We start from the raw sequence: 24,200 nt of genomic DNA, 5'->3' as shown, positions 1-24,200 counted from the left end.
GGCTGCTCATTGGTTTTGCTTGTTCGGAGGACAGTTCTGCCACCGGATCGTGACGCGATCAAACCGTGTGTGAACTTCACCGTCATGGCCGGGCTTGACCCGGCCATCCACGTCTTCCCGCTGCGGCTTCGTGGATGCCCGGGTCAAGCCCGGGCATGACGACCTGAGAATGGCCGGAAGGGCGTGCTTACTTTACGCCATCGTCATACGACGAAATCTCGATCAGGCTGCCGTCGGGATCGCGGCAATAGACCGAGCGTAGCATGCCGCGCGCGCCATGCTTGGCCGACGGGCCTTCCTCGATCTTGACGCCGTTGGCGTTCAGATGTGCGACCACCTCATCGGGCGTGCTGGAGGTGAGGAAGCAGAGGTCCTCGCTGCCGGGCATCTCGTGATCGGCGGTGAACCAGTCGATCTTGGAGGCATCGCGCGGCCGCACGTTGATCTTCTGGTTGCCGAACACCAGCGAGGTCCGCGGCGCCTTGCCCTCGCCCGGATCGAACACCTTGACCTCCATGCCGAGAATCCTGCTGTACCATTCGGCGGAACGGGTCACATCGGACACGTTGATCACGAGATGGTCGAGCGCGTTCACCTTGACGGTCATGGCCTCATCCTTTCGTCGCGGTCCAGTGCGCAAGCTGCACACTGGCTGTCCGATGCGTAGTTTGTTACAACGCGCGGCGTCATTAGTTCAAGAGAAGACGGACCGGAGTGTGAACCCGGCCATATCGGAGGAAACTTCATGATTTCACGCCGTACTGCGCTTGGCCTGATCGGTTCCGGGATTTCGACATTTGCGATCGGCCGCGCTTCGGCGGCGGACTATCCGGCGCGGCCGGTCCGCTGGATCGTCGGCTATCCGCCCGGCGGCGCCACCGATATCCTGGCGCGCCTGATCGGGCAGCGGCTGTCGGAAAAGCTCGGACAGCAATTCGTGATAGAGAACAAGCCCGGTGCGGGCAACAATATCGCCACGGAAGCCGCGATCAACGCGGAGCCGGACGGCTACACCGTGCTGCTGGTCAATCCCGCGAACTACATCAACGCCACGCTGTATGCGAATCTGAAGTTCAATTTCGTTCGCGACATCGCGCCGATCGCCTCGTTCCAGCGAGTGCCGAACGTGATGACCGTCAACAAGGATGTCCCGGCAAGGAACGTCGCGGAGTTCATCGACTATGTGAAAGCCAATCCCGGTAAGGTGAATCTGGCTTCATCCGGCAACGGCACCTCGGTGCATCTCTCCGGCGAGATGTTCATGGCGATGAGCGGCGCCAAGATGCAGCACGTGCCTTATCGCGGCGCGGCGCCGGCCATCACCGACCTGCTTGCCGGTCAGGTGCACGTGATCTTCGACAACATGCCTTCGATCATCCAGCATATCCGCTCCGGCTCGCTGCGGGCGCTCGGCGTCACGACGGCGGAACGCTCGCCGCAACTGCCCGACGTGCAGGCCGTCGCCGAGACTGTCAAGGGTTACGAGGCGAGCGCCCTGTTTGGCATCGGTGCGCCAAAGAACACGCCGAAGGAGATCATCACCAAGCTCAACAGCGATATCAACGCTGTGCTGGCCGAGCCCGCGATGAAAACACGTTTGGTTGAATTGGGCGGCGAGCCGCGCATCCAGACGCCGGAAGCGTTCGGTGCGGAGGTCGTCGCCGAGACCGAAAAGTGGAAGAAAGTGGTCGAGGGCGCCGGGTTGAAGGTGGAATAGGGCGCGAGAGAGCATCATCTCGAACCTTCCTGCGACAATCGCGTTCTGAACCTTGACGCCGGCCATGCGACTACGCAGATGCAGGCAATGGCCTAGCTTGGCCAAGGAGAACGACGATGCGCAAACTGATGTTGGCAATGCTGGCCGTGACGGCCGTCGGGGCGGGTGTCACCGCCGGCTCCGCTCCCGCCGCGGCCTATGATTATCCCTGGTGCGCCCAAGGCAGAGGCTTCGGAATTCCGGGCGACTGCTCGTATCAAACCTATGCGCAGTGCATGGCGAGCGCGTCCGGCCGCAACCTCTACTGCAACATCAATCCACGCGTAGCCTTCGGTCAGCAGCAGGCGCCGCGTCGCGGTCGTGCGTACAGGGACTACTATTACTACAACTGAGCTTGCGAACGACGTGCTTACCGGCCCTGCGGTTTCGCGGTGGCAGTTACTGAGCCCTCTCCCCTTGCGGGAGAGGGCGGCGCCGGTGTCGGCAACAACTTCACTTGGGTGAAGGTCTTTCTTCACGCGCACCGTCGCCCGCGGAGGCGACCCCTCATCCGTCGCGCATTTCATGCGCGCCACCTTCTCCCACAAGGGGAGAAGGGAAGGGCGGGCGCAAGTCGTCTTTGCCGCATCTTTCTGAGCACCAAATTTTCGTGAGAGTTCTTGCGATACGAGCCATTGACTCGTGATCGATCGCGTCTATACTAAACCACATGGTTAAGTATCTCGACGAGACGCTGGACCGCACCTTCGCGGCGCTTTCCGATCCCACCCGTCGTGCGCTTCTGGCGCGGCTTGGCGAGGAGGAAAGCCTGTCGGTGAGCGAACTGGCGCAGCCATTTCAGATGTCGCTGCCCGCAATCATGAAGCATCTCGACGTATTGTCGGATGCCGGCTTGATCACGCGGGAGAAGACCGGCCGCACGGTGGCGTGCCGGCTGACCGCGCGACCGATGGAGCAGGCGATGGATTGGCTCAATCGCTACGCGCGCTTCTGGTCCGACAATTTCGATCGCCTTGCCGCCTTTGTGGAGGAAGACCCATGGCCATCAGCACCGCCAGTCCCGACGCCGTCGCGCGCCCCGGCCTCACCCTCACGCGCCGCTTCCGCGCGCGGCCGGAAAAGATCTACGCCGCGTGGACCCAGGCGGAAAACCTAGTGCAGTGGTTCGGGCCGGCGAATGTGAAGCCCGGGTCCGTGCAGGCTGAGCTCGACGTTCGCGGCGGCGGACGCTACCGCATCAGCTTCACCGCCAACGACGGCGAGTATCACGAAGTCGGCGGCGTCTATCGCGAGGTCGTGCCAAACGAGCGATTGGTTTTCACCTGGGCCTGGCATTCGACGCCCGAGCGCGAGTCGCTGGTGACCGTGTCGCTCAGGCCAGACGGCGCCGGCACGCTGCTGACCTTCCATCACGAGCAGTTCTTCGACGAGACTGCGCTCGACAATCATGAGCGTGGATGGACCGAGCTATTTGCCAAGCTGGAAAGTTTCGTTGCCTGAACGCTGTCAAAGGAGGGTGCCATGCAGCCACACAAAGTAGTGTCGCGCGAGGAATGGATCCAGGCCCGCAAAACGCACCTGGCGCGCGAAAAGGAATTCACCCGCGCCCGCGATGCCCTCAGCGCGGAGCGGCGGGCATTGCCCTGGGTCAAGATCGACAAGGCCTACATGTTCGACGGGCCGGCCGGCAAGGTGGCGCTCGCCGATCTGTTCAAGGGCAGGCCGCAACTCGTGGTGCAGCACTTCATGTTTGCGCCCGATTGGGACGAAGGCTGCAAGAGCTGCTCGTTCTGGGCCGACGGATACGAGCGCATGATCCCGCATCTTGCGGCACGCGACACCACGCTGGTGGCGATCTCGCGTGCGCCATTCGAGAAGCTGGAAGCGTTCCGGAAGCGGATGGGCTGGACGTTCGACTGGTTGTCCTCGGCGAACAGCGACTTCAACCACGACTTCGCGGTGTCGTTCACGCGGGAGGAGCTGAAGTCGGGTGCCAAGATCTACAATTTCGGCACGTCCGGGTTCGGTGTCGAGGAGGCGCCGGGCATCAGCGTGTTCTATCGCGACGAGGCCGGCAACATCTTCCACACCTATTCGTGCTTTGCCCGCGGCCTCGACATGATGAACGCGGCCTATCACTATCTCGATCTCACGCCGCTCGGCCGCCACGAAGAGGGACTGCCCTATCCGATGGACTGGGTGCGGCACCGTGACCAATACCAGCCGACGCCGGTTCAGGCATCCTGTTGCCATAGCTGACAGACACCCAAACCGTCATTGCGAGCCACCGGGTCGGCGCTAGCGCCGCCCGATGGCTTGCAATGAGGGGAACAACAACAGGAACCGCCCATGCCCTATGTCGATGGCTTCATCGTCGCCGTCCCGAAGAAGAATCTGGCCGCCTATGCCCGCATGTCGCGAAAGTGCGGCAGGATCTGGCGCGAATATGGCGCGCTGGACTATCGCGAATGGGTCGCCGAAGACGTCAAGCCCGGCAAGCTCACCTCGTTCCCGCAGAGCGTCAAGCTGAAAGCGGGCGAGACCGTCGTGTTCGCCTGGATCACCTACAAATCGCGCGCCCAGCGCGACAAAATCAACGCCAAGGTGATGGCGGATAAGCGCCTCGCATCCATGATGAACGGCAAGTCGATGCCCTTCGACGGCAAGCGCATGATCTATGGCGGATTTGCGAGCCTGGTGAAGGTATAGCGCCGGCGCCGCTACACAAACTGTTTCGGCGAAGATGGCCGAAAGTGATCGCTGATCGGCCGATGGCCGACTTGCGTCCGCTTTCCGACTCGCTATACTTTGCAATGCAAAGTTCGGACAACCGATGCGCGATCTCGACAAGGCCCTGGCCGATATCCTCGCCATCCGCAGCCAGATTGCGGCGGGCACGGCGTTCCGCGGCTATGGCCCGGCGACCGTGGCCGCCACCGGGGGCGTCGCGCTGCTGACCGCGATCCTGCAGTTCCTCTGGCTCGACAATCCGACCGCAAACCCGTTGACCTTCTTCGGCGGCTGGACCGCCGCCCGCGCTGCTTTCCGCCGCCCTGATCTGGACCGAGATGCGGGCGCGGTCGCGCAGGCATCATTCCGGGCTCGCCGACGCCATGATCCAGCAGGCGGTCGAGCAGTTCCTGCCCGCGGGCGTCGCCGGCGTGCTGCTGGCGATCCTGCTGTGGAAGTTCGCGCCCGAAACGCTGTGGATGCTGCCCGGCCTGTGGCAGGTGCTGGTGAGCCTCGGCGTGTTCGCTTCCGTCCGCTTATTGCCGCGCAGCATCGCCTTTGCCGGCGCCTGGTATTTCCTCTGCGGCTTTGCGGTGCTGGTAGTCGCGAGCCAGAACCACGCATTGTCGCCCTGGACCATGGGTCTGCCCTTCGTCGTCGGCCAGGTGTTGATGGCTGCCCTGTTGTATTTCGCCTCTGGAGAAAACGATGTCGAAGACTGAAGCCAACAACGCGCCGTTCTCCTATGACGGCCTCGACCGCGTGATCCACGAGAAGGCGCGACTCGGGCTGATGACCTCGCTGATGACGCATCCCAAGGGCTTGGCGTTCGCCGATCTCAAGCAGCTTTGCGGACTGACCGACGGCAATCTCAGCCGTCATCTGCAGGTGCTGCAGGAAGCCGGGCTCGTCGAAGTCACCAAGGGCTATGAGGGCAACCGGCCGCTCACCACCTGCCGCCTCACCAAGGCGGGCCGCCGCCGCTTCCTCGACTATCTGGTCGTGCTGGAACGGCTCGTGCGCGACGCCGCCAAGGCTGCGGGCAAGGAGGGTGTTGCGCCTTCCCGGCTCGGCATCCTGCCGGCCTGATCACGATTCTTTTTTGATCGGAGACTTTGTAATGCAAAGTGATCTCTCCTCGAAACTTCACGTCGGCATCATCATGGATGGCAACGGAAGGTGGGCGACGCGGAGGGGGCTGTCGCGGCTGCGCGGCCACGAGGCCGGCGTCGACGCGATCCGCCGTATCGTCGAGGCGGCGCCTGCGCAGGGGATCGGCACGCTGACGCTCTATGCTTTCTCCAGCGACAATTGGCGCAGGCCGAAGGCCGAAGTCACCGCGCTGATGGGCCTGTTGCGCCTGTATCTCGCCAACGAGATTCAGGCGCTGGTGCGCAATGGTGTCCGCCTCACCGTGATCGGCCGCCGCGACCGCCTGCCCAACGGCATTGCGGCTGCGATCGCCCGCGCGGAAGAAGCGACGGCTGATGGCGACGCCCTGCACCTGCGTATCGCGATCGATTATTCCGCGCGCGATGCCATCCTCAACGCCGCGACGCGGGTCGCTGGCTTTGGCAAGCTGACGCGCGAGACCTTCTCCGAACTCGTCACCGGCGAGCAGAATCTGCGCGACGTCGATCTCATCATCCGTACCAGCGGCGAAAAGCGCCTGTCCGATTTCCTGCTGTGGGAAGGCGCCTATGCGGAGCTGCACTTCACCGATCGGATGTGGCCGGAATTCGAGGCGGATGATCTCGCCGAAGCGCTTGCCTCCTTCCACCGCCGCGAACGCCGCTTTGGCGGCTTGCAGCCGGTCGCGCTGGAGGATGTGCCGAGCCTCTGAGCTTGGCTGACGAACGGCTGGAGACCGGCGGCGCGGGAAGGCGGCTGGATTTGCGTCTTCATCGTCACACTAGGTTAACCCTTAGCGGCTAGCTAGACGCACCGACCTTCCTGCGAATCAAAGACAACCAGGGTCATTCCCATGGACAAGCAGATGCGCTGCCAATGCGGCCGGCAACGGACCGTCGCGCTGGACAAGCATTTCCGTACCGTCCTGCATTGCGAGAACTGCGACGTGGTCGAGCGGGCCGAACCGGTCAAGCCGCGCGAGGACGCGCAGGCTGCGCTCCAGGACGCCTAACCGCCCGACGCGAGTTCCACGAGCTTCGCGATCGTGTTGATGTTCCGCGCGGTGCCGTTTGCCGCCGCCGGTATCTTCAGCTTCGAGCGGCCCATCCCCGAGCCATAGGCGACATAGATCTCGCGCTTGCCGAGGCGCACGTCTTCGTCCTGCCGCCCCTTGATCGCCACGAGCGCATCGGCCGGCGGCGCTTGGTCGAGGAAGATCGCGACCGTCCAGTTCGGCGGCGCCTTGGGGAACGGATTGGCCTTCAGCACCGCGGCCATCTCCGCCGCAGTCCTGATCACGATGCCGACCGGCTTTTCCGCATAGGCCTGCAGCCGCTTCTCCAGCGCTGCCTTCACTTTCGCGGCGGGCAATTTGCTGTCAAACACTACGTTGCCGCTGGCGATATAGGTTTGTACGCTCGTAAATCCTTCGGCGACGCACATCGCCTTCAGTTCGGTCATTGGCAGCTTGCCGGTTCCGCCTACATTCACGGCACGCAACAGGGCGATATAGGTTGGCATTCCAGACCGTATCCAAGAGCAGAGCGAGGCCGTGAGCATGCCACAGGCGCCCCGAGGGAAGCTACAGGACAGGCCGCCGGCCAAACCGAGGTCAACTTGAAAAACCTTCCGATCACCTTGGCCGATATCAGGGCCGCCGCGGCGACGATCCGCGATTCGGTCAACGTTACCCCTTGCAACCAGAGCCGGACGCTGAGCGAGATCTGCGGCTGCGACATCTGGCTCAAATTCGAGAACCTGCAGTTCACCTCCTCCTTCAAGGAACGTGGGGCGTTGAACCGTCTGCAGGCGTTATCGCCCGAGGAGCGGCAGCGCGGCGTGATCGCGATGTCGGCCGGCAATCATGCGCAGGGCGTCGCCTATCACGCCTTGCGACTCGGCATTCCCACCACGATCGTGATGCCGATCGGCACGCCAATGGTGAAGATCGAGAACACGCGGCGCCATGGCGCCGAAGTCATCATCTCCGGGTCGACGCTGGAGGACGCCGCGCAGTTCGCCCGCAAGCTCTGTGAGACGCGCGGCATGACTTTCATCCATCCGTACGACGATCCGCTGATCATGGCAGGCCAGGGGACGATTGCGCTGGAGATGCTCGCCTCCGTACCGGATCTTGATGTACTCGTCGTGCCGATCGGCGGCGGCGGGCTGATCTCGGGCGTTGCGATCGCCGCCAAATCGCTCAAGCCCAATCTGAAGATCATCGGCGTCCAGGCCCAGCTCTACCCGTCGATGTACAATGCCGTCAGGAACGAACAATTGCCGATGCGCGGCGATACTCTTGCCGAGGGCATTGCGGTCAAGTCGCCCGGCCAGATCACGACCAAGATCGTGCGCAAGCTGGTTGATGACATCCTGCTGGTCAGCGAAGATCAGATCGAACGCGCGGTGGCGATGTTGATCTCGATCGAGAAGACGGTCGTCGAGGGAGCCGGCGCAGTAGGCCTCGCCGCGGTGCTGGCCGCGCCGCAGCGCTTCGCGGGGCAGAAGGTCGGCCTGGTCCTGACCGGCGGCAATATCGATACGCGGCTGATCGCCTCGGTCCTGACACGCGAGCTCGCGCGCGAGGGACGATTGACGCAGCTCACGCTCGACATCGTCGATCGACCCGGCCAGCTCGCCGCCGTCTCGGCGCTGCTCGCCGAAGCCGGCGCGAACATCATCGAAGTCTCGCATCAGCGGACCTTCTCGGCACTGCCGGCCAAGGCGACGCTGCTCGAACTCGTGATCGAAACCCGTGACCGCGCACATCTGGACGATGTGCTGGCCAAGCTCGCGGCGGCAGGCCTCGCGGCGCGTTGCACGTAGAACCTGGTGGTGATTTGGCGAGATTCGGCCGCGAGTTCGCTTCACCTCTCCCGCTTGCGGGAGAGGTCGGCGCGAAGCGCCGGGTGAGGGCTCTCTCCGCACGGAAAGTCCCATCTTGGAGAAACCTTCACCCCAGCCCTCTCCCGCAAGCGGGAGAGGAAGTCGCGGCGTACGTCGCGGATACAGTTCGACCTGATCTTGTCAGCGCAAGAGATTGGTCCGCGCCAGCGTGACGACCTCGTCGGCGCGGCCGTTCAGCACTGCCTGCACCATGTAGAGCGTAAAGCCCTTGGCCATCTCGGTGGTCACCTTGGGCGGCATGGCGAGCTCCAGGCGATTGACGACGGCGTCGATCACGACAGGCCCGGGATGCGCGAAGGCTTCGGCGAGCTTGCTCTCAACCTCAGCCGGATCCTCGATGCGGATGCCCTTGATGCCGGTGGCCTCCGCCATCGCGGCAAAGTTCGGGTTCTTCAACTCGGTGCCGGTGTCGAGGAAGCCGGAGGATTTCTGCTCGAGCTCGATGAAGCCGAGCGCGCCATTGTTGAACACGATCACCTTCACCGGCAGCTTGAGCTGGGAAAGGCTCAAAAGATCGCCCATCAGCATCGTGAAACCGCCATCGCCGGAGAACGAGACGACCTGGCGTCCCGGCGCGGCCGCCTGGGCACCGATCGCCTGCGCCATCGCATTCGCCATCGAGCCATGCCAGAACGAGCCGATCAGGCGGCGTTTTCCGTTCATGGCGAGATAGCGCGCCGCCCAGACCGTCGGCAGGCCGACGTCGCAGGTGAAGATCGCGTCCTCGCTGGCGAACTGGCTCGCGACACGCGCGATCTGCTGCGGATGCAGCGGGCCGCCCTTGCGGCCGGAGGCGAGTTCGTCGAGCCCGCGGCGCGCTTCGGCATAATGCTTGCGCGCGCCGTCGAGAAAGCGCCGATCGTCCTTGGCGGTCAGTCGCGGCAGCAGCGCGCGCAACGTCGGGCCGACCTGTCCGATGACGCCAAGCTCGACGGGCACGCGCCGCCCGATCGCCTCGGGCCTGACATCGACCTGCGCGATCCGTGCGCCCTTCGGATAGAACTGCCGATAGGGGAAGTCGGTGCCAAGCATCAGCAGCGTGTCGCAGTTCTCCATGGCGTGATAACCGGAGGAAAACCCGATCAGGCCGGTCATGCCGACGTCGTAAGGGTTATCCCACTCGACATGCTCCTTGCCGCGCATGGCATGGACGATCGGCGACTTCAGGGCTTCCGCAAGCTGCATCAATTCGTCATGCGCGCCGGCGCAGCCGCTGCCGCAGAGCAGCGTGACGCGCTCCGACTGGTTCAGGAGATCGGCGAGTTGTCTGAGCGCTTCATCTGAAGGCGCCACCGCCGGCTGCGACAGGACCAGCCCCGTCGATGTCGAGGCGGAGGTGGTGGTGGCGGGCTTGAGCGCAATGTCGCCGGGAATCACGATGACGCTGACGCAATGTTCGGCGATCGCGCGCCGCACAGCGATCTCGAGCGCGCGCGGCATCTGCTCGGCGCTCGACACCAATTCGCAATAGCTCGAGCACTCCCGGAACAGGTGCTCCGGATGCGTCTCCTGGAAAAAGCCCGAACCGATCTCGGGTGAAGGGATATGCGCCGCGATCGCGACCACCGGAACGCGCGACCGATGGCAGTCGAACAGGCCGTTGATCAGATGCAGATTGCCGGGACCGCAGCTTCCGGCGCAGACCGCGAGTTCGCCCGTGATGTGCGCCTCGGCGCCTGCGGCGAACGCCGCGACTTCCTCGTGGCGCACATGCAGCCACTCGACCCCGCCGTGGCGGCGCAGCGCGTCGGTGAAACCGTTCAAGCTGTCGCCGACAATTCCGTAGATGCGTTTCACGCCGGCTGCGGCAAAGGTCTCGACCATCTGGTCGGCAACGGTGCGGGCCATGAGATTCTCCCTGGGGGAATCGGGGTTTCGACAGAGCACGTGTCCGGCGACCCGGAACATACGCCATTCCGTCAACAGGGATATTTCAGGTTCGCACGGCCTCGTGGTGAGGCCAGGGAGGCTAGCGGCCGGCCCAGTGCACGAAGCGGCGTTCGATCAGGAGAAACAAGAGATTGAGTGCATAGCCGAGGGCGCCGGCGGCAAAGATCGCGGCATACATGCCGGGCATGTCGAACAGCTGCTGCGCTTCGAACACGCGCTGGCCGAGCCCGTCGGTCGAGCCGATGAACATCTCGGCGACCACGATGATGACGAGCGCGAGCGACACGCCGTTGCGCAAACCGACAAAAGTCTGCGGCAGCGATTCCAGCAGCATCACGTCGAACAGCACGCGCGTCCGTGACGCACCCATCACCTTGGCGGCGAGCAGGCGGGTCTTGCGTGCGTTCATGACGCCATAGGCGACGTTGAACAGGATCACGAGCCCCGCGCCGAACGCGGCCACCGAAATCTTGGTGCGGTCGCCGACGCCGAACAGCACCAGGAACAGCGGAAACATCGCGGATGCCGGCGTCGAACGGAAGAAGTCGATCAGGAACTCGACCGAGCGATAGAGTTTTTCCGAGGAGCCGAGCAGGATGCCGAGCGGAATCGCGATAACGGCCGCAATCGCGGTGGAGGAGATGGTCCGCATCACGGTCCTGGCAAAGTCAGCGCCGAGCTTGCCGCCGATCATGCCTTCCCACAGCGTCCTGAACGTCGCGGCGGGCGAAGGCAGGAGCACGGGATCGACCAGCTTCAGCCCATTCACCAGCGCCCAGACGGCGAGCAGGATCACGACGCCGACCAGCGGCAGCAAAGCCCGCGCGATTTGCTTGCGTCCGGTCATCCGCGGCGCACCTCCTGCTGGAACAGTTTCAGGCAATGCGCCTTGGTGGCAATGAACGAAGTCTCCGTCATGGTCTTGTCGGTGCGCGGCCGCGGCGCGTCATAAGGCACGAACTCGACCACCCTCGCCGGGTGGCGCGACAACAGCAGCACATGGTCGGAGAGATACACGGCCTCTTCGAGGTCGTGCGATATCAGGACTGTCGTCGTCTTGGTCTCCATGAACACGCGCTGCAATTGCTCACGCATGAATAGCGTCATCTCGTAGTCGAGCGCGGAGAACGGTTCGTCGAGGAACAGAATCTCCGGCTCGACGATCAGCGCGCGCATGATCGAGACGAGCTGCTGCTGTCCGCCGGAGAGATAGTAGGGATAGAGCGCGAGGTCGATCTTGACGCCGAGATGCGCCACCAGCCGTTCCACGCGCAGCTTGCGTTCCGCCTTTGGCACGCCCATCAGCTTCAGCGGGTAGGCGATGTTGTCGAACGCCGGCAGCCAGGGAAACAGCGCTTCGCGGTAATTCTGGAACACGTAGCCGAACTTGACGCGGCTGAGCGGCCGCCCGTCGAACAGCACCTCGCCGGCGTCCGCGGGCACGAGGCCGGCGATCATGTTGATCAGCGTGCTCTTGCCGCATCCATTGGGTCCGAACACCGAAATCAGCTTGCCGCGCGGGATGTCGAAATCGAAATTGTCGTAGATGATCGCATCGGGATAACGCTTGGAAAGCCTGCGGATCGTGACATGCGGCGCCGTCCGGCGCGACTCGTCGAACCCGCTAACCCGTTCGCTCGCCATGCTTGCAGCCGCGCTCGTCATGCGGCCCTTCAAAACTTGTACAGGAATTTGATGACGTCGATCTTTTCGGGCACGACGCCGATCGAGGTGCCGAAATCCGCGAAGGCCTGCAGATCGGCGAGCTGCTCCTTGGTCATGTCGCCGGCCATCACATAGCCAAGCATCGGCACCATATCGACGACGTTGTCCGGCGTGTAGGTGTTCTTGGCGAGGTGCTTCCGCGCTTCGTCGGGATTGGAGTTGATGAAGGCGATCGCCTTGGCCCAGACGGCGGCGAAGCGTTTTGCCACATCCGGCCGCTTCTGGATGAAGTCCGCCGTCATCGCGCAGCCGGCGGCGTAGGCATTGGCGTTCTCATTGCCCAGGATATATTTCGAGATCACCCCGGCCTCGATCGAGCGCGCGACGCCGGCCTTGATCATCATCGATGCGTTCGGCTCGAGCGTGTAGCCACCGTCGAAGGTGCCGGCCGTCATCGCGTTGACATGCTGGCCCATGTCGAGCTGGTCGATCGTGTAGTCGCCTTCCTTCAAGCCGTTCTTGGCGAGGATCGCTTTGGCGGTGTTGATGTTGGCCGGGCCCGGCGCCGACATCAATTTGGCACCCTTGAGCTCGGCGATCGAATTCGCAGGGAAGCCGTTGCGGACGACGAACTGCTCCATCCTCCCGACCTTGGTCTGGCTGTTGAGGCTGATATAGGTGGCAACCCCCGGCTTCTTGACGTTGGCGTTGAGGCCCTCCAGCGTCACCAGCACGGCCGAGACTTCGATCTGGTTGGTCATCAGCGCCGCGACATTGGCCGGCCCGCCGAGCAGCTTCGTCATCTCGGGCTCGATGTTCTGTTCCTTGAAGAACCCGCGCTCCAGCGCGACGAAGTAAGGCAGCGACGAGGAGAGCGGGAACACGCCCACGGCGACTTTGTCCTGCGCCTGCGAGGGGGTGGGCAGACCGGCTGCGCATGCCAGCAGGAGAGACAACGCGACAATTTTGGACATCAATTTCATGGAAAATCCCCAGGGAAGTCTCCTGGGAACCAGCAAGAAATGTGCCGCAGGTGGGCCGGCTTATGCCGTCACCGTGGCGTGCCCTGCGCCTCGAGCTGCTTGCTGTAGCGCGACATTGCAAAGCAGAAGGCAAAATAGATCAGGCCGACGAAGACATAGACCTCGACGCTGAACGATTGCCACGCCGGATCGATGATCGCCGTCTTCGCGGTCGTCAGGAGATCGAAAATGCCGATGATCAGCACCAGGCTGGTGTCCTTGAAAAAGGCGAGGAAGGTGTTGACCAGCGGCGGGATCACGTGACGGATCGCCTGCGGCAGGATCACCAGGCCGTGCTTCTTCCAATAGGAAAGGCCGAGCGCGTCGGCGGCTTCATATTGGCCGCGCGGCACGGCCTGCAGCCCGCCGCGCACCACTTCTGCCAAATAGGCGCCTGCATAGAGGATGAAGGCGATCTGGGCGCGGAGCAATTTATCGATGTTGACGCCGTCGGGCATGAACAGCGGGAACATCACGCTTGCCATGAACAGGAGGCTGATCAAGGGCACGCCGCGGATCAGTTCGACATAGAGCACGCAGAGCGAGCGGATCGCAGGCAGCTTTGAGCGGCGACCGAGCGCGACGACAATGCCGAGCGGGAAGCCGAAAGCCAGCCCGAAGGTGGCGAGGATCAGCGTCACCGGAAGTCCGCCCCAGCGGTCCTGCGAGACATAGGGCATGCCGAGGATGCCGCCCCACATCAACAGGCCGATCACAACCAGTGCTGCGATCCAGACGGAAACCAGCGCGGGGCGCCAAAACGTCCGCCGACTCGATATGACGAACAGCGCGATGAAGATCAATGTGACGGCCGCCGGCCGCCACTGTTGATCGAACGGGTAGGTGCCGAACAGGATGAAGCGATACTTTTCCGGAATCACGGCCCAGCAGGCGCCGAGCCCGCGCAGCGTGCGGCAGGCCGCGGTGTCATTGCCGGGGAGCCACCAGATCGCATTCGAGAATCCCCATTGGACGAAGCTGACGCCGGCCTTCACGAGAACGAAGGCCAGAACCAGAGTGATCAGCGCGTTGGGAACCGACGAGAACAGATTGGCGCGCAGCCATTGGATCGGACGGCCGCCGGTCGTCCTCCGCGCGCGCGGCGGGATCGGCAGCGGCGCTTCGGATAGGTCCGTCGCCATCGTCATGGCTCAGCGCTCCACCAGCGCGATGCGCGCGTTGTACCAATTCATGAACAGGCTGATGGCGAGGCTGATGGTCAGGAACACGCTCATGATCAGCGCGATCGCCTCGATCGCCTGACCCGTCTGGTTCAGCGTGGTGTTCGCAATCGAGACGATGTCCTGGTAGCCGACGGCGACCGCCAGCGAGGAGTTCTTCGTCAGATTCAGATATTGGCTCGTCATCGGCGGGATGATGACGCGGAGTGCCTGTGGCAGCACGATATGCTGCAGCACGAAGCTGCGCCGCAGCCCGAGCGCGGCCGCGGCGTCCCATTGCCCCCTGGGCACCGCCTGAATGCCGCTGCGTACGATCTCTGCGATGAAGGCGGAGGTGTAGGTGACGAGCGCGATCAGCAGCGCAAAATATTCCGGCGCCAGCGTCAGGCCGCCGACGAAATTGAAGCCACGCAACTCGGGCTTTGTCACCGTCCAGGAGGCGCCGACTGCCCACGACACCAGTGCTGGAGCTAAGACGATGAGGATCAATCCATAAGGCCACAGCCGTCTTGGCTGTCCGTCGCGCATCTGCCGCGCGATCAGTCGCCGGCGCAGGAAATAGAATGCGCCGAGCCCGAGCACGACCGCTCCGATCGCCCAGAGATTGGCGGCATGGATGGGGATGGAAGGCAGCACCAAGCCGCGATTGGAGAGGAACACGCCGTCGATCGGCTTCCATGCCGCACGTGCCGCGGGTAGGCCCTGCATCAGCACGTACCAGAACAGAAGCTGCAGCAGCAGCGGCAGGTCGCGCAGCACCTCGACATAGACGGCGGCAAGCCGCGACAACAGCCAGTTCGAAGACAGTCGCGCGATGCCGATCGCGGTGCCAAGCACCGTCGCAAGCACGATGCCGATCACGGCGACGCGCAGCGTGTTGACGATGCCGACCAGGAACGCGCGCGCATAGGGATCTTTCGGACTATAGGCGAGCCAGGAGTCGGCGATCGGCATCCCGGCCTCGCGACCGAGGAAGGCGAAGCCTGTCGAAATGCGCCGCACCGACAGATTGTGGACGGCGTTCGACCAGAGGAAGCCGACGACGGCGACCGCGATGGCGATCACCACGATCTGCCAGATCAGACCGGAGATTTGTTGACGGCTCCAGGAACGGCGAATGGGCCGGCGGTGAGGGCGATCGGTCGTGGATATCGTCACAGCGCAAAAATCCTCAACCTCGGAGATGAAGTGATCTTCGGCCATGCGCTGACGGGGGCGCGCGCTTCAAATGTTGCACCAATTCTCGATCTGTGCAACATATGTTTCATGGCCCAGCCGCAGCCGAAGTCCTCGCCCCTGAACGAGCTCTGCAGCGCCCTGCCGTCGCTGCCGACGCGGCTGCAGCAAGTCGGCCGCTTCGTCGCAGCAAACGATTATGACGCCACCACGCGCTCGATGCGGGAACTCGCAGCAGTAGCGGGGGCCGATCCTGCGGCCTTTACGCGGCTTGCGAAGGCGCTCGGCTATTCCGGCTGGGATGCATTACGTGCCGCGCTGACCGAGGCGCGGCGGCCGGAGCAATCCTCACCCTTTTCCGCGCGCACCACAGGAAGGCGTACGGGGCCGCACGCCGATGTCGCACTGGTCGCCGACAAACTCGAAGCCGAGGCTGCGGGTCTGGGGCGGATCTCTCACGGCGCGGTGGCAAATGCCGCGAGGGCGCTCCGCGACGCCGAACGCATCTGGATCGCCGGTTTCCGAAGTTGCCGCAGTGTTGCGGAACTCCTGAACTACCAGCTTCGCCTGTTCCGTCCCGAGGCCGTGCAGCTTGTCGGCGGCTCCGGGCCCGAAGACCTCGATCTCGGCGCCTTCCGCCCCAAAGACGCGGTGGTCGTCATCGGCTTCGCGCCCTATTCCATGGCGAGTGTATTGTCGGCGCGCGCGGCCCATCGCGCGCGCGCGACGATGATCGCGATCGCCGACACCGTCAGCGCGCCGATGGCGGAAGGCGCGGATCACCTGCTGCTGTTCGAGGCAGCCAGTTCGCCCGGCTTCTTCCCGAGCCTCACCGGCGCCATTGCGATCGCGCAGTCGCTTGCCGCGGTTGCCTTCACGTTGGGCGGCGCAGGTGCAAGGCGGCGGCTGGAGGAGACCGAGGCGCGCCTCGCCGAACTGTCGCAATACGTTGTCGAGAAAGGTTGACCGTCATGGCTACCGGCCGCAGCCGCGTGATGCACCGAAGTTTGCGTCAAACCCCGCCGAAAGCGATCGGCGGCGAAGGCGTGTGGCTGATCGCCGAAGATGGCCGAAAGATCCTCGACGCGTCCGGCGGCGCGGCGGTCTCCTGTCTTGGCCATCAGCACCCGCGCGTCGTTGAGGCGATCGCGAAGCAGGCTTCGAAGCTGGCTTATGCCCACACCGCCTTCTTCACCTCGGAGCCTGCCGAGGCGCTGGCCGAAAAGCTCGTCGGCCATGAGCCGGGTGGGCTCGCTCAGGTCTATTTCGTGAGCGGCGGTTCGGAAGCTGTCGAGGCCAGCATCAAACTGGCGCGGCAATATTTCGTCGAGACCGGCCAGCCGCAGCGCCGGCATTTCATCGCCCGTCGCCAGAGCTATCACGGCAATACGCTGGGCGCGCTCGCCGCCGGCGGCAATGCCTGGCGGCGCGAGCCTTACGCGCCGCTGTTGTCGTCCGCCTTCAGCCATGTCACGCCGGCTTTCGCCTATCACGAGCAGCGCGATCAGGAGACGGAAGCTGGCTTCGTCGCGCGGCTTGCCGCGGAGCTCGAAGCCGAATTCCAGCGGCTTGGCCCCGATACGGTCGCGGCCTTCATCGCGGAGCCGGTGGTCGGCGCCACGGCCGGCTGCGTGCCGGCGCCGGAAGGCTACTTCAAGGCTGTGCGCGAGATCTGCAATCGGCACGGCGCGCTTCTGATCCTCGACGAGGTGATGTGCGGCATGGGTCGCACCGGCACGCTGCATGCGTGGGAGCAGGAGGGCGTTTCGCCCGATATCCAGGCGATCGCGAAGGGTCTTGGCGGCGGCTACCAGCCGATCGGCGCGATGCTCGCAAGTGGCCGCATCACGGACGCGATCCGCGATGGCTCGGGTGTGTTTCAGCACGGCCATACCTATCTCGGGCATCCGCTCGCCTGCGCCGCTGCGCTCGAGGTGCAGCGGATCATCGATGAGGAGCAATTGCTCGATCGTGTGAAGCAGCGCGGCCACCAGTTCGAGCGTCGCTTGATAGAGCGCTTCGGCAATCACCGCCATGTCGGCGATATCAGGGGCCGCGGCCTGTTCTGGGCGATCGAACTGGTCGCCGATCGCAGTTCGCGCCAACCGTTCGATCCCGCGCTGAAACTCAACCAGAAAATCAAGGCAGCGGCCTTCGAGGGTGGGCTCGGCTGCTACCCCGCTGGAGGCACGGTCGACGGGCGCCATGGCGATCACGTTCTGCTGGCGCCGCCTTATATCGCGACATCGGAGGACATCGACGAGATCGTCGATCGGCTCGGCAAGGCCGTCGACAGCGCATTGAAGAGTGTCGGTCACTAGGAGGAGGGCAGAATGAAGAGAGTTCTTGTTGCAACCGCTTTGCTCGCCACGTCGATCTCGGCGGCGATCGCAGGTACGCTCGACACGGTGAAGCAGCGCGGTCAGCTCGTCTGCGGCGTCAGCGCCGGCTTTGCCGGTTTCTCCGCGCCGGACTCTCAAGGCAACTATAAGGGGCTAGATGTCGATTATTGCCGGGCGCTCGCCGCCGGCGTGCTGGGCGATCCCGCAAAAGTACGCTACGTGGCGCTGACCGCTCAAAACCGCTTCACGGCGCTGCAGTCCGGCGAGATCGATGTGCTCTATCGCAACTCGACGCAGACTTATTTGCGCGGCGCCACGCTCGGTCTGCGCCAGGGCCCGGTCAATTTCTACGACGGCCAGGGCTTCGTCGTCCGCGTCGACGCCGGGGTCAAAGACTTGAAAGGGCTCAATGGCGCCACCGTTTGCGTGGCGCAGGGCACGACACACGAGGTGACGCTCGGCGACTATGGCCGCGCCAATGGCATCGAGTGGAAGCCGCTCGTATTCGATCGCGTCGACACCATGTATCAGACCTTTTTCGGCGGTCGTTGCGACGCGATGACCCAGGATGCTTCGGCACTCGCCGGCGCCGTTGCCACCGCGGCACCGAATGCCGCCGATTACGTGGTCCTGCCGCAGACCATCAGCAAGGAGCCGCTCGGGCCCTTCACTCGCAACGGCGACGAAGCATGGAGCGACATCATCACCTGGCTGCATTACGGCCTGATCGAGGCGGAAGAGCTCGGCGTCACCGCGGCGAATGTCGAGCAGATGGCAAAATCCTCTGATGTGCCGGCGATCCAGCGCCTGCTCGGCTCATCGGGCGATCTTGGCTCGCGGCTCGGGCTCGATAACAAATGGATGGTCTACGCGATCAAGGCCGGCGGCAATTACGGCGAGATTTTTGAACGCAATGTCGGCAAGGCGAGCCCCCTCAAGCTCGATCGTGGCTTGAACGCGCTCTGGAGCAAGGGTGGCATGATGTACGCGATTCCGTTCAAGTGAGCTGGTTGATGCGTATCGCCCTCATTCACGCCCTGAAGCATTCGATCGAGCCGATCGAATCGTCGTTCGCAAGGCTGTGGCCGGAAGCGCGGCTGATGAACCTGCTCGACGACAGCCTGTCGGCGGATCTCGCACGCGATGGCCGGCTCACCGACGTCATGACCGAGCGTTTCCTCGCGCTCGGCCGTTATGTCGTGAGCACCGGCGCCGATGCGATCCTGTTCACCTGCTCCGCCTTCGGGCCCTGCATCGAGGCCGTCGCGCGGGCGCATGCGCCGATGCCGGTCTTGAAGCCCAATGAGGCGATGATCGAGCAGGCCGCGCGAAGCGGGCGCAAGGTCGGCCTGCTCTCGACGTTTCCGCCGACGCTAGTCTCCATGCCTCGCGAGTTTCCCGCCTCTATCGAGCTCGTGCCGAAACTGGCGGAAGGCGCATTGGCAGCGCTCGACCGTGGCGATCGCGCCGAGCACGACCGGCTTGTGGTCGCAGCATCGCAAGGCTTGCGCGACTGCGACGTCATCGCGCTCGCGCAATACAGTATGGCGCCGGCGGCAGCAGCGGTTGAGCAAGTATCGGGGCGAACCGTGCTCACGACGCCGGATAGCGCGGTGTTGAAGTTGAAGGAGATGCTGTGCTGACGGTATCCTTTGCCGACGAGTGCGCAGGCGAATCGTCCCGGCTCGCCTTCTTCTAGACGAAGAAGTACATCAGAGAGTTGTGCGAGCCCCGCGTTCGCGCGTCGGCATATGCAGCCTGCGTTTCCGCAGACCATCATTCATTCGCTCACGGGTTGTTTCAGCGCTTTGGCTGCCGCCCTTTAACGTTGCTTAAACAGCCCCAGCAATAAGTTCGGCGCGGGCTGAAGAGGTTGGGCCAAAGGCCAGACTGCAACGGGGTGGGCATGATCAAGACTATTCAAAATTTGCGGATCGGAGCCAAGCTCGGCATCGCATCCGCACTCGGCGTGATCTTCGTCGCGCTGATGATCGCCAATCAACTGACGGCGAATGCCAGTGTCGGCCGGACCAATGAAAGCGCCCTCCTGCAGTCCAACATTGCGCGCGCGGCCATCGACGCCAAGGCGGCGGCACGAGGCCTGCAGATCGGAGCAGCCAATATCCGCGTTGCGACCACCGATGAAGAGCTGCAGAAAGCCACGGAGTTTCTGGCGGCGCGTTTCAAGGGGTTTCTCGGATTCGCCGATGAGATCGCCCGTCTCTCGACATCAGACACGCGCTTGGAGTTGGACAAGTTGAAGAGCTCGGCGACGGCCTATGAGGCGGCCGCCGAGAGGCTTGCGAAGATGAAGACCGAGCTTCTGGAGATTGCCTCCGTCGAAGCCTCCGGGCTCGCGATCTCGAACGAAGCCCAGGCGCGCGCCGCGCAGTTGACGACAGATTCGCGACTGATCGCCAATGATGTCATGCTGCCGCTTTCAGCGGAGCTTGAGGCGAACGCCAATTCGATCGTGGACCGTGCCAAGCAGGCCATGACCGGTGAGATCGAAAAAGCGGCGCAGCAGGCGACTTCGGCTGCGAAAATGTCGCTTGCCATCGGCGGCGTTGCGGCCCTGCTTCTGATCGTGACCTCCGTGCTATCGGCACTTTCGATCGCGGGACCGATGCGCAGCCTGAGCCGGGCCATGCAGGAACTCGCGAATGGCAATTTTGACGTCCAGTTGCCCGGCATCGGGCGCAAGGACGAAATCGGCGCGGTCGCAAGCGCCGTCGAGACGTTCAAGGTCAAGGCGGAAGAGAAGGCGGTGCTCGAGGCCGAGTCCAAGCGCCGGCAGGATGACATCCTCGCCGGGCAGCGCCGGGCCGAAATGATCAAGCTTGCGGACGCGTTCGAGGGAGCGGTAGGCGAGATCGTGAGCACCGTCTCGACAGCGTCGACGGAGCTGGAGCAATCCGCAAAGGCGCTCACGTCGACGGCCGAACGGGCCCAGGAGATAACAGTTGCGGTCGCCTCGGCGTCCGAAGAGGCGTCGGCCAACGTGCAATCGGTGGCCACAGCAACGGAAGAACTGTCGTCTTCAGTGAACGAGATCAGCCGCCAGGTGCAGGATTCGGCGCGAATCGCGGCCGACGCTGTCGGCCAGGCGCGCGCCACCACCGAGCGCGTGAGCGAACTTTCCAAAGCCGCAAGCCGCATCGGCGATGTCGTGGAGCTCATCAACACCATTGCAGGCCAGACCAACCTCTTGGCGCTCAACGCCACCATCGAGGCTGCGCGCGCCGGCGACGCGGGCCGCGGCTTTGCAGTGGTCGCCTCCGAGGTGAAGGCGCTGGCCGAGCAGACGGCGAAGGCGACCGGCGAGATCGGGCAGCAGATCGCGGCGATCCAGACCGCGACCGATCAGTCGGTCGGCGCCATCGGGCAGATCAGCAACACGATCGAAGCGCTGGCGGAGATCGCCTCGACGGTCGCGGCCGCGGTCGAGGAGCAGGGCGCGGCGACGCAGGAGATCGCGCGCAATGTGCAGCAGGCCGCGCAAGGGACCGAGGAGGTTTCTTCGCGGATCACCGACGTGCAGCGCGGCGCCACCGCGACAGGCTCGGCGTCCACGCAGGTGCTCTCATCAGCGCAATCGCTGTCCCGCGACAGCAATCGGCTCCAGATGGAAGTCGGCCGGTTCCTGCAGACCGTCCGGGCCGCCTGAACGCGGCCGGTGGCGGCAGCGCCACCATTGTAGATGCAGCTCGGCCGCCAGAAGCAGAAGTCGGCCGGGCGCTCGTCGGCCAAAACATTCCCGAACCTCCGCGTCCGCGCATCGTTAGCCCTGCGTCTCACAAACGGAGGGTGATCCCATGAGTGCGACAGGTCTCGAGGTATTCGACAGAACCATCCATCTCACCAATTCATGGCTGGATGAGATCATGGAAACCTTGCCACGCGACCGGCAGGTGGCGTGGCATGCATTGGGCGCGGTGCTGCGGACCATACGCGATCGGGTTCCCATCGAACTCGCGGCGCATCTCGGCGCGCAGCTTCCACTGATGGTGCGCGGCACGTACTACGATCGATTCCGCCCGAGCGATACCCCGCAAAACTGGCGGTCGGCAGAACAGTTCCTGTCGATCATCACGGCCGAGCTGAGCTCGACACGGCCGGTGAGCGCGCCCGACGCGGCGCATGCCGTGTTCCAGGTGCTGAACCACTACGTCGACCCTGGTCAGGTCGAGAAGGTCCGCCACGCATTGCCGGAGGAAGTCCGCGCGATGTGGCCGGAATCGAAGAGGACGCCGCGGCGCGCGCAATCGGTTTCCTGACCGATTACGTCCGCGGGTTTCAATGACGGTGAAGTGAACCCACGCAGTTCGCGTGCGTTATCCTATGTCAACTTCGATGGAACAGGAGTCCATCATGACCAAGCCACCACCGGTGCCGCCGGAGAACCAGAGTCGCAAAGGTACGGGTGATCCGAAGTCCGGCAATGCCCATCAGGCGCGCACGACGCGCGGGCACGTGGAAAATCCCGATGAGCAGGGGCAGTCGGCGAACGCCAGGCAGAACACCACCCATCAAGGCTATCAGCAGGATCGCTGAAGGAGCACACTGATGTCCACTTCCACCAAGACGCCGGCGAGCATTCGCCAGGGCGGCCCTGGTGCTGCGCACGAAAACGCCCAGGCGCCGCTTGAAGTCAAGAAGCCGGCCGCGGACGACCCCAAGCGACATCACAGCCGGGTTTCCGGCGGCGGTGGCGAGCGCGATAGCCATCATACGCACGAACCGGAACAGAAGGGCGGGGGTACGCATCCGGCATCGAAGGGGTGATCATGACGAAGCATGCCAAGACGAAACGGCCGAGCGACATCGACCTTCATCGCAATCCGCTGATCGGCGGATCGAAGGGCGTCACGATGGCGCAGGCGACGCCAGATGATCTCGAAGATGCCGAAGGCGAGAATACGTTTGAAGGCGACGTCGAAAACGACACCAATGCTCAGGGCGGCATCGAAGCGCCAGATCGCCGGCAAGGCCGCCCGTCGCGCGACCAGACGCCGAAATCGCGCAAGACGGTATTGCAGGGCAAGAAGACCCATGAGCAGCAGCTTCGGATGCTCGAACGAAAGCCCGACGTTCCCGACGTGCGCCATGTCGAGCAAGGGGGCGCGCGCATTGTGGAAGATGCAGCCGTAAGACGCCCGAAACACAATGCGCGGCAGTCGGAATTTCCGGTGAGCCGCGGCGGGCTGAACCAGGAAAGTCACCACAACAAGCACAATGATCCCGGCCAGCGCGGCCATAAGCCGCAGAAGCATGGCGGGTGAAGGGACAGAAATCGTGATCCGATTCAGCAGAATCAGATCACGATTTCACCTTCTCGTTTGAGCAGGATCTCCCCACGCAAACGCTTCGCCTTTGTAGCGAGGGGAAAATCGCGTTCCACTTTGCGCTAACGCGGCCCTCCGCGTCCGGATCATGCTTCAGGGCTTGGCGCCGTTCGCGCGCAACCATTTTCGTGGCGGCGGCTGGTAGGTCGCGAAGCGACTTAGCAACGTTTCCACCTTGGTTTCGATGACGAGCATCTCGGCGTAGGCGGCCGCCATGAACCCTTCCGCGACGATCCTTTCCACCATTGCGATCAGCGGCGAGAAATAGTCCTTCACGTTCAGGAGGCCACAGGGCTTTTCATGGATGCCGAGCTGGGCCCAGGTCCATTCCTCGAAAAGTTCTTCGAGCGTTCCAGCGCCGCCGGGTAGCGCGATGAAGCCATCGGACAGTTCCGCCATCATCGTCTTGCGCTCGTGCATGGTTTCGACGACGTGAAGCTGGCTCAAGCCTGTGTGCCCGATCTCGCGCTCGACCAGCGAGCGTGGAATGACGCCGACGACACGCCCGCCCGCCGCGAGCGCTGCATCTGCCACGGCCCCCATCAGCCCGACCTTCCCCCCGCCATAGACGATGGTGATGCCAGCCTTCGCCAGCGCCTGCCCGGTGACGACCGCGGTCTCCAGGTAAATCGGGTCGCGGCCAGGGCTGGAGCCGCAAAAGATACAGACGGATTTCAGCGTCTTGTGATTTTGGTTCTGCATTGGATGTATGCGGACCTTTCGTGCTGCAAACGATTCGTCGCCGGGTCGACGTTAGCATGAGGGGCGGCGGATCGAGGCGTCGCACTGCAAGGTGATCGCCACCAGGTCGGCATTGTGAATGCCGACTTATATGTTTGGAATTTAACAGGAATTTTTCCGACCCGGTTAAGGGGCGGCCCGTTCGGCACCGTCGGCAAGGCGCGCAATCGCGCCTGATCGAGCGCCCCGACGCGGTGCTGTCGATGCCGGATGCGCCGGTCATGCTGGCGCTGATTGATCGGCGGCGTAGCGTGTCGAGAGCTTTGGTTCTGATTCAATCAGAACCAAAGCTCTCGCGGTTCGGCGGTGAGACCAGCTTGCTGCGCTGGCTATGTCGGCGATCTCAATAT

The 24,200-nt window shown here is 63.6% G+C and carries 28 protein-coding genes and 1 pseudogene; 20 read left to right on the top strand and 9 right to left on the bottom strand.

Annotated features, from left to right (window positions below; translation table 11 throughout):
* Nucleotides 1–187: 187 nt before the first annotated feature.
* The gene (locus ACVJGD_RS28195; RefSeq protein ID WP_456637296.1) at nt 188–607 is read right to left on the bottom strand and encodes a VOC family protein; all 420 of its coding nucleotides are present in this window, start codon (nt 605–607) and stop codon (nt 188–190) included.
* 138 nt (nt 608–745) lie between these two features.
* Here ACVJGD_RS28195 and ACVJGD_RS28190 point away from each other — a divergent pair, with 138 nt between their 5' ends.
* The 10 genes and pseudogenes from ACVJGD_RS28190 (at nt 746) to ACVJGD_RS28145 (ending at nt 6,590) form a co-directional block, all read left to right on the top strand.
* Nucleotides 746–1,717 (top strand): Bug family tripartite tricarboxylate transporter substrate binding protein, encoded by a 972-nt coding sequence (locus tag ACVJGD_RS28190; protein ID WP_456637295.1) that lies wholly within the window; start codon nt 746–748, stop codon nt 1,715–1,717.
* Nucleotides 1,718–1,833: 116 nt separating this feature from the next.
* Nucleotides 1,834–2,109 (top strand): DUF3551 domain-containing protein, encoded by a 276-nt coding sequence (locus tag ACVJGD_RS28185; protein ID WP_456637294.1) that lies wholly within the window; start codon nt 1,834–1,836, stop codon nt 2,107–2,109.
* Between the two features lie 317 nt (nt 2,110–2,426).
* Complete coding sequence (locus ACVJGD_RS28180; RefSeq protein ID WP_456637293.1) at nt 2,427–2,873, top strand: ArsR/SmtB family transcription factor; 447 nt, start codon at nt 2,427–2,429, stop codon at nt 2,871–2,873.
* Nucleotides 2,756–3,217 (top strand): SRPBCC family protein, encoded by a 462-nt coding sequence (locus ACVJGD_RS28175; protein WP_456637292.1) that lies wholly within the window; start codon nt 2,756–2,758, stop codon nt 3,215–3,217. Before ACVJGD_RS28180 ends, ACVJGD_RS28175 begins: the two co-directional genes overlap by 118 nt.
* A gap of 21 nt (nt 3,218–3,238) precedes the next feature.
* A complete protein-coding gene (locus tag ACVJGD_RS28170) occupies nt 3,239–3,976 on the top strand; it encodes a DUF899 domain-containing protein (protein ID WP_456637291.1) in 738 nt (245 codons plus the stop codon).
* Nucleotides 3,977–4,066: 90 nt separating this feature from the next.
* Entirely contained in the window at nt 4,067–4,426 is a 360-nt protein-coding gene (locus ACVJGD_RS28165; RefSeq protein WP_456637290.1) for a DUF1428 domain-containing protein, read from the top strand.
* Between the two features lie 124 nt (nt 4,427–4,550).
* Nucleotides 4,551–5,169, top strand: a pseudogene (locus tag ACVJGD_RS28160) (hypothetical protein).
* On the top strand, nt 5,156–5,536 hold the full coding sequence (locus ACVJGD_RS28155; protein WP_456637289.1) for a winged helix-turn-helix domain-containing protein: 381 nt from the start codon (nt 5,156–5,158) through the stop codon (nt 5,534–5,536). Before ACVJGD_RS28160 ends, ACVJGD_RS28155 begins: the two are co-directional and overlap by 14 nt.
* Nucleotides 5,537–5,567: 31 nt before the next feature.
* Nucleotides 5,568–6,290: a di-trans,poly-cis-decaprenylcistransferase gene (locus ACVJGD_RS28150; protein WP_456637288.1), complete on the top strand. Its 723-nt coding sequence runs from the start codon at nt 5,568–5,570 to the stop codon at nt 6,288–6,290.
* A gap of 141 nt (nt 6,291–6,431) precedes the next feature.
* On the top strand, nt 6,432–6,590 hold the full coding sequence (locus ACVJGD_RS28145) for a hypothetical protein (protein ID WP_225708825.1): 159 nt from the start codon (nt 6,432–6,434) through the stop codon (nt 6,588–6,590).
* On the opposite strand, the gene ACVJGD_RS28140 is transcribed toward ACVJGD_RS28145, so the two are convergent.
* Nucleotides 6,587–7,099, bottom strand: coding sequence for a DUF1697 domain-containing protein (locus tag ACVJGD_RS28140; RefSeq protein ID WP_456637287.1), 513 nt, complete (start codon nt 7,097–7,099; stop codon nt 6,587–6,589). The two genes, ACVJGD_RS28145 and ACVJGD_RS28140, sit on opposite strands and share 4 nt — an antisense overlap.
* 96 nt (nt 7,100–7,195) lie before the next feature.
* On the opposite strand from ACVJGD_RS28140, the gene ACVJGD_RS28135 reads away from it, so the two are divergent.
* Nucleotides 7,196–8,407: a threonine ammonia-lyase gene (locus ACVJGD_RS28135; protein ID WP_456637286.1), complete on the top strand. Its 1,212-nt coding sequence runs from the start codon at nt 7,196–7,198 to the stop codon at nt 8,405–8,407.
* Between the two features lie 201 nt (nt 8,408–8,608).
* On the opposite strand, the gene poxB is transcribed toward ACVJGD_RS28135, so the two are convergent.
* From poxB to ACVJGD_RS28105, 6 genes are all read right to left on the bottom strand, one after another.
* A complete protein-coding gene (poxB, locus tag ACVJGD_RS28130) occupies nt 8,609–10,336 on the bottom strand; it encodes a ubiquinone-dependent pyruvate dehydrogenase (protein WP_456637285.1) in 1,728 nt (575 codons plus the stop codon).
* 121 nt (nt 10,337–10,457) lie between these two features.
* Nucleotides 10,458–11,225 (bottom strand): ABC transporter permease, encoded by a 768-nt coding sequence (locus ACVJGD_RS28125; RefSeq protein ID WP_456637284.1) that lies wholly within the window; start codon nt 11,223–11,225, stop codon nt 10,458–10,460.
* Nucleotides 11,222–12,043: an ABC transporter ATP-binding protein gene (locus ACVJGD_RS28120; RefSeq protein WP_456637283.1), complete on the bottom strand. Its 822-nt coding sequence runs from the start codon at nt 12,041–12,043 to the stop codon at nt 11,222–11,224. The genes ACVJGD_RS28125 and ACVJGD_RS28120 overlap by 4 nt, the downstream gene beginning before the upstream one ends.
* An 8-nt stretch (nt 12,044–12,051) precedes the next feature.
* Entirely contained in the window at nt 12,052–13,026 is a 975-nt protein-coding gene (locus ACVJGD_RS28115; RefSeq protein WP_456637282.1) for an ABC transporter substrate-binding protein, read from the bottom strand.
* A gap of 68 nt (nt 13,027–13,094) precedes the next feature.
* Nucleotides 13,095–14,213: an amino acid ABC transporter permease gene (locus ACVJGD_RS28110; protein ID WP_456637281.1), complete on the bottom strand. Its 1,119-nt coding sequence runs from the start codon at nt 14,211–14,213 to the stop codon at nt 13,095–13,097.
* 3 nt (nt 14,214–14,216) lie between these two features.
* Nucleotides 14,217–15,449 carry an amino acid ABC transporter permease gene (locus ACVJGD_RS28105; protein WP_456637280.1) on the bottom strand — a complete coding sequence of 411 codons (1,233 nt, stop codon included), beginning with the start codon at nt 15,447–15,449 and terminating at the stop codon, nt 14,217–14,219.
* A 63-nt stretch (nt 15,450–15,512) separates the two neighbouring features.
* Between ACVJGD_RS28105 and ACVJGD_RS28100 the strand changes: the two genes are divergently transcribed.
* The 9 genes from ACVJGD_RS28100 (at nt 15,513) to ACVJGD_RS28060 (ending at nt 23,046) form a co-directional block, all read left to right on the top strand.
* The gene (locus ACVJGD_RS28100) at nt 15,513–16,388 is read left to right on the top strand and encodes a MurR/RpiR family transcriptional regulator (protein WP_456637279.1); all 876 of its coding nucleotides are present in this window, start codon (nt 15,513–15,515) and stop codon (nt 16,386–16,388) included.
* A 5-nt stretch (nt 16,389–16,393) separates the two neighbouring features.
* The gene (locus tag ACVJGD_RS28095; protein WP_456637278.1) at nt 16,394–17,743 is read left to right on the top strand and encodes an aspartate aminotransferase family protein; all 1,350 of its coding nucleotides are present in this window, start codon (nt 16,394–16,396) and stop codon (nt 17,741–17,743) included.
* 12 nt (nt 17,744–17,755) lie between these two features.
* Nucleotides 17,756–18,769: an amino acid ABC transporter substrate-binding protein gene (locus ACVJGD_RS28090; protein ID WP_456637277.1), complete on the top strand. Its 1,014-nt coding sequence runs from the start codon at nt 17,756–17,758 to the stop codon at nt 18,767–18,769.
* Nucleotides 18,770–18,777: 8 nt separating this feature from the next.
* Complete coding sequence (locus tag ACVJGD_RS28085; RefSeq protein WP_456637276.1) at nt 18,778–19,407, top strand: aspartate/glutamate racemase family protein; 630 nt, start codon at nt 18,778–18,780, stop codon at nt 19,405–19,407.
* 263 nt (nt 19,408–19,670) lie between these two features.
* On the top strand, nt 19,671–21,431 hold the full coding sequence (locus ACVJGD_RS28080; RefSeq protein ID WP_456637275.1) for a methyl-accepting chemotaxis protein: 1,761 nt from the start codon (nt 19,671–19,673) through the stop codon (nt 21,429–21,431).
* 148 nt (nt 21,432–21,579) lie between these two features.
* Nucleotides 21,580–22,041, top strand: a complete 462-nt coding sequence (locus tag ACVJGD_RS28075) for a DUF2267 domain-containing protein (protein WP_456637274.1) — start codon at nt 21,580–21,582, stop codon at nt 22,039–22,041.
* Nucleotides 22,042–22,135: 94 nt separating this feature from the next.
* Nucleotides 22,136–22,318: a hypothetical protein gene (locus ACVJGD_RS28070; protein ID WP_456637273.1), complete on the top strand. Its 183-nt coding sequence runs from the start codon at nt 22,136–22,138 to the stop codon at nt 22,316–22,318.
* Between the two features lie 12 nt (nt 22,319–22,330).
* The gene (locus ACVJGD_RS28065; RefSeq protein ID WP_456637272.1) at nt 22,331–22,549 is read left to right on the top strand and encodes a hypothetical protein; all 219 of its coding nucleotides are present in this window, start codon (nt 22,331–22,333) and stop codon (nt 22,547–22,549) included.
* A gap of 2 nt (nt 22,550–22,551) precedes the next feature.
* A complete protein-coding gene (locus ACVJGD_RS28060) occupies nt 22,552–23,046 on the top strand; it encodes a hypothetical protein (RefSeq protein ID WP_456637271.1) in 495 nt (164 codons plus the stop codon).
* A 156-nt stretch (nt 23,047–23,202) separates the two neighbouring features.
* On the opposite strand, the gene ACVJGD_RS28055 is transcribed toward ACVJGD_RS28060, so the two are convergent.
* Nucleotides 23,203–23,811: an LOG family protein gene (locus ACVJGD_RS28055; protein WP_456637270.1), complete on the bottom strand. Its 609-nt coding sequence runs from the start codon at nt 23,809–23,811 to the stop codon at nt 23,203–23,205.
* Between the last annotated feature and the right edge of the window lie 389 nt (nt 23,812–24,200).

Source organism: Bradyrhizobium sp. USDA 10063 (genome assembly GCF_054063735.1).
This window is presented reverse-complemented; position numbering and strand designations above follow the sequence as displayed.

What these genes read in the sequence shown, in the direction of transcription:
- ACVJGD_RS28115 (WP_456637282.1), bottom strand. Translation starts at nt 13,026, where the DNA reads ATGAAATTGATGTCCAAAATTGTCGCGTTGTCTCTCCTGCTGGCATGC.
- ACVJGD_RS28085 (WP_456637276.1), top strand. Translation starts at nt 18,778, where the DNA reads ATGCGTATCGCCCTCATTCACGCCCTGAAGCATTCGATCGAGCCGATC.
- ACVJGD_RS28080 (WP_456637275.1), top strand. Translation starts at nt 19,671, where the DNA reads ATGATCAAGACTATTCAAAATTTGCGGATCGGAGCCAAGCTCGGCATC.
- ACVJGD_RS28090 (WP_456637277.1), top strand. Translation starts at nt 17,756, where the DNA reads ATGAAGAGAGTTCTTGTTGCAACCGCTTTGCTCGCCACGTCGATCTCG.
- ACVJGD_RS28170 (WP_456637291.1), top strand. Translation starts at nt 3,239, where the DNA reads ATGCAGCCACACAAAGTAGTGTCGCGCGAGGAATGGATCCAGGCCCGC.
- ACVJGD_RS28140 (WP_456637287.1), bottom strand. Translation starts at nt 7,099, where the DNA reads ATGCCAACCTATATCGCCCTGTTGCGTGCCGTGAATGTAGGCGGAACC.
- ACVJGD_RS28195 (WP_456637296.1), bottom strand. Translation starts at nt 607, where the DNA reads ATGACCGTCAAGGTGAACGCGCTCGACCATCTCGTGATCAACGTGTCC.
- ACVJGD_RS28060 (WP_456637271.1), top strand. Translation starts at nt 22,552, where the DNA reads ATGACGAAGCATGCCAAGACGAAACGGCCGAGCGACATCGACCTTCAT.
- ACVJGD_RS28150 (WP_456637288.1), top strand. Translation starts at nt 5,568, where the DNA reads ATGCAAAGTGATCTCTCCTCGAAACTTCACGTCGGCATCATCATGGAT.
- ACVJGD_RS28070 (WP_456637273.1), top strand. Translation starts at nt 22,136, where the DNA reads ATGACCAAGCCACCACCGGTGCCGCCGGAGAACCAGAGTCGCAAAGGT.
- ACVJGD_RS28120 (WP_456637283.1), bottom strand. Translation starts at nt 12,043, where the DNA reads ATGACGAGCGCGGCTGCAAGCATGGCGAGCGAACGGGTTAGCGGGTTC.
- ACVJGD_RS28100 (WP_456637279.1), top strand. Translation starts at nt 15,513, where the DNA reads ATGGCCCAGCCGCAGCCGAAGTCCTCGCCCCTGAACGAGCTCTGCAGC.
- ACVJGD_RS28165 (WP_456637290.1), top strand. Translation starts at nt 4,067, where the DNA reads ATGCCCTATGTCGATGGCTTCATCGTCGCCGTCCCGAAGAAGAATCTG.
- ACVJGD_RS28125 (WP_456637284.1), bottom strand. Translation starts at nt 11,225, where the DNA reads ATGACCGGACGCAAGCAAATCGCGCGGGCTTTGCTGCCGCTGGTCGGC.
- poxB (WP_456637285.1), bottom strand. Translation starts at nt 10,336, where the DNA reads ATGGCCCGCACCGTTGCCGACCAGATGGTCGAGACCTTTGCCGCAGCC.
- ACVJGD_RS28055 (WP_456637270.1), bottom strand. Translation starts at nt 23,811, where the DNA reads ATGCAGAACCAAAATCACAAGACGCTGAAATCCGTCTGTATCTTTTGC.
- ACVJGD_RS28155 (WP_456637289.1), top strand. Translation starts at nt 5,156, where the DNA reads ATGTCGAAGACTGAAGCCAACAACGCGCCGTTCTCCTATGACGGCCTC.
- ACVJGD_RS28145 (WP_225708825.1), top strand. Translation starts at nt 6,432, where the DNA reads ATGGACAAGCAGATGCGCTGCCAATGCGGCCGGCAACGGACCGTCGCG.
- ACVJGD_RS28190 (WP_456637295.1), top strand. Translation starts at nt 746, where the DNA reads ATGATTTCACGCCGTACTGCGCTTGGCCTGATCGGTTCCGGGATTTCG.
- ACVJGD_RS28105 (WP_456637280.1), bottom strand. Translation starts at nt 15,449, where the DNA reads ATGGCCGAAGATCACTTCATCTCCGAGGTTGAGGATTTTTGCGCTGTG.
- ACVJGD_RS28095 (WP_456637278.1), top strand. Translation starts at nt 16,394, where the DNA reads ATGGCTACCGGCCGCAGCCGCGTGATGCACCGAAGTTTGCGTCAAACC.
- ACVJGD_RS28180 (WP_456637293.1), top strand. Translation starts at nt 2,427, where the DNA reads ATGGTTAAGTATCTCGACGAGACGCTGGACCGCACCTTCGCGGCGCTT.
- ACVJGD_RS28065 (WP_456637272.1), top strand. Translation starts at nt 22,331, where the DNA reads ATGTCCACTTCCACCAAGACGCCGGCGAGCATTCGCCAGGGCGGCCCT.
- ACVJGD_RS28185 (WP_456637294.1), top strand. Translation starts at nt 1,834, where the DNA reads ATGCGCAAACTGATGTTGGCAATGCTGGCCGTGACGGCCGTCGGGGCG.
- ACVJGD_RS28175 (WP_456637292.1), top strand. Translation starts at nt 2,756, where the DNA reads ATGGCCATCAGCACCGCCAGTCCCGACGCCGTCGCGCGCCCCGGCCTC.
- ACVJGD_RS28075 (WP_456637274.1), top strand. Translation starts at nt 21,580, where the DNA reads ATGAGTGCGACAGGTCTCGAGGTATTCGACAGAACCATCCATCTCACC.
- ACVJGD_RS28110 (WP_456637281.1), bottom strand. Translation starts at nt 14,213, where the DNA reads ATGACGATGGCGACGGACCTATCCGAAGCGCCGCTGCCGATCCCGCCG.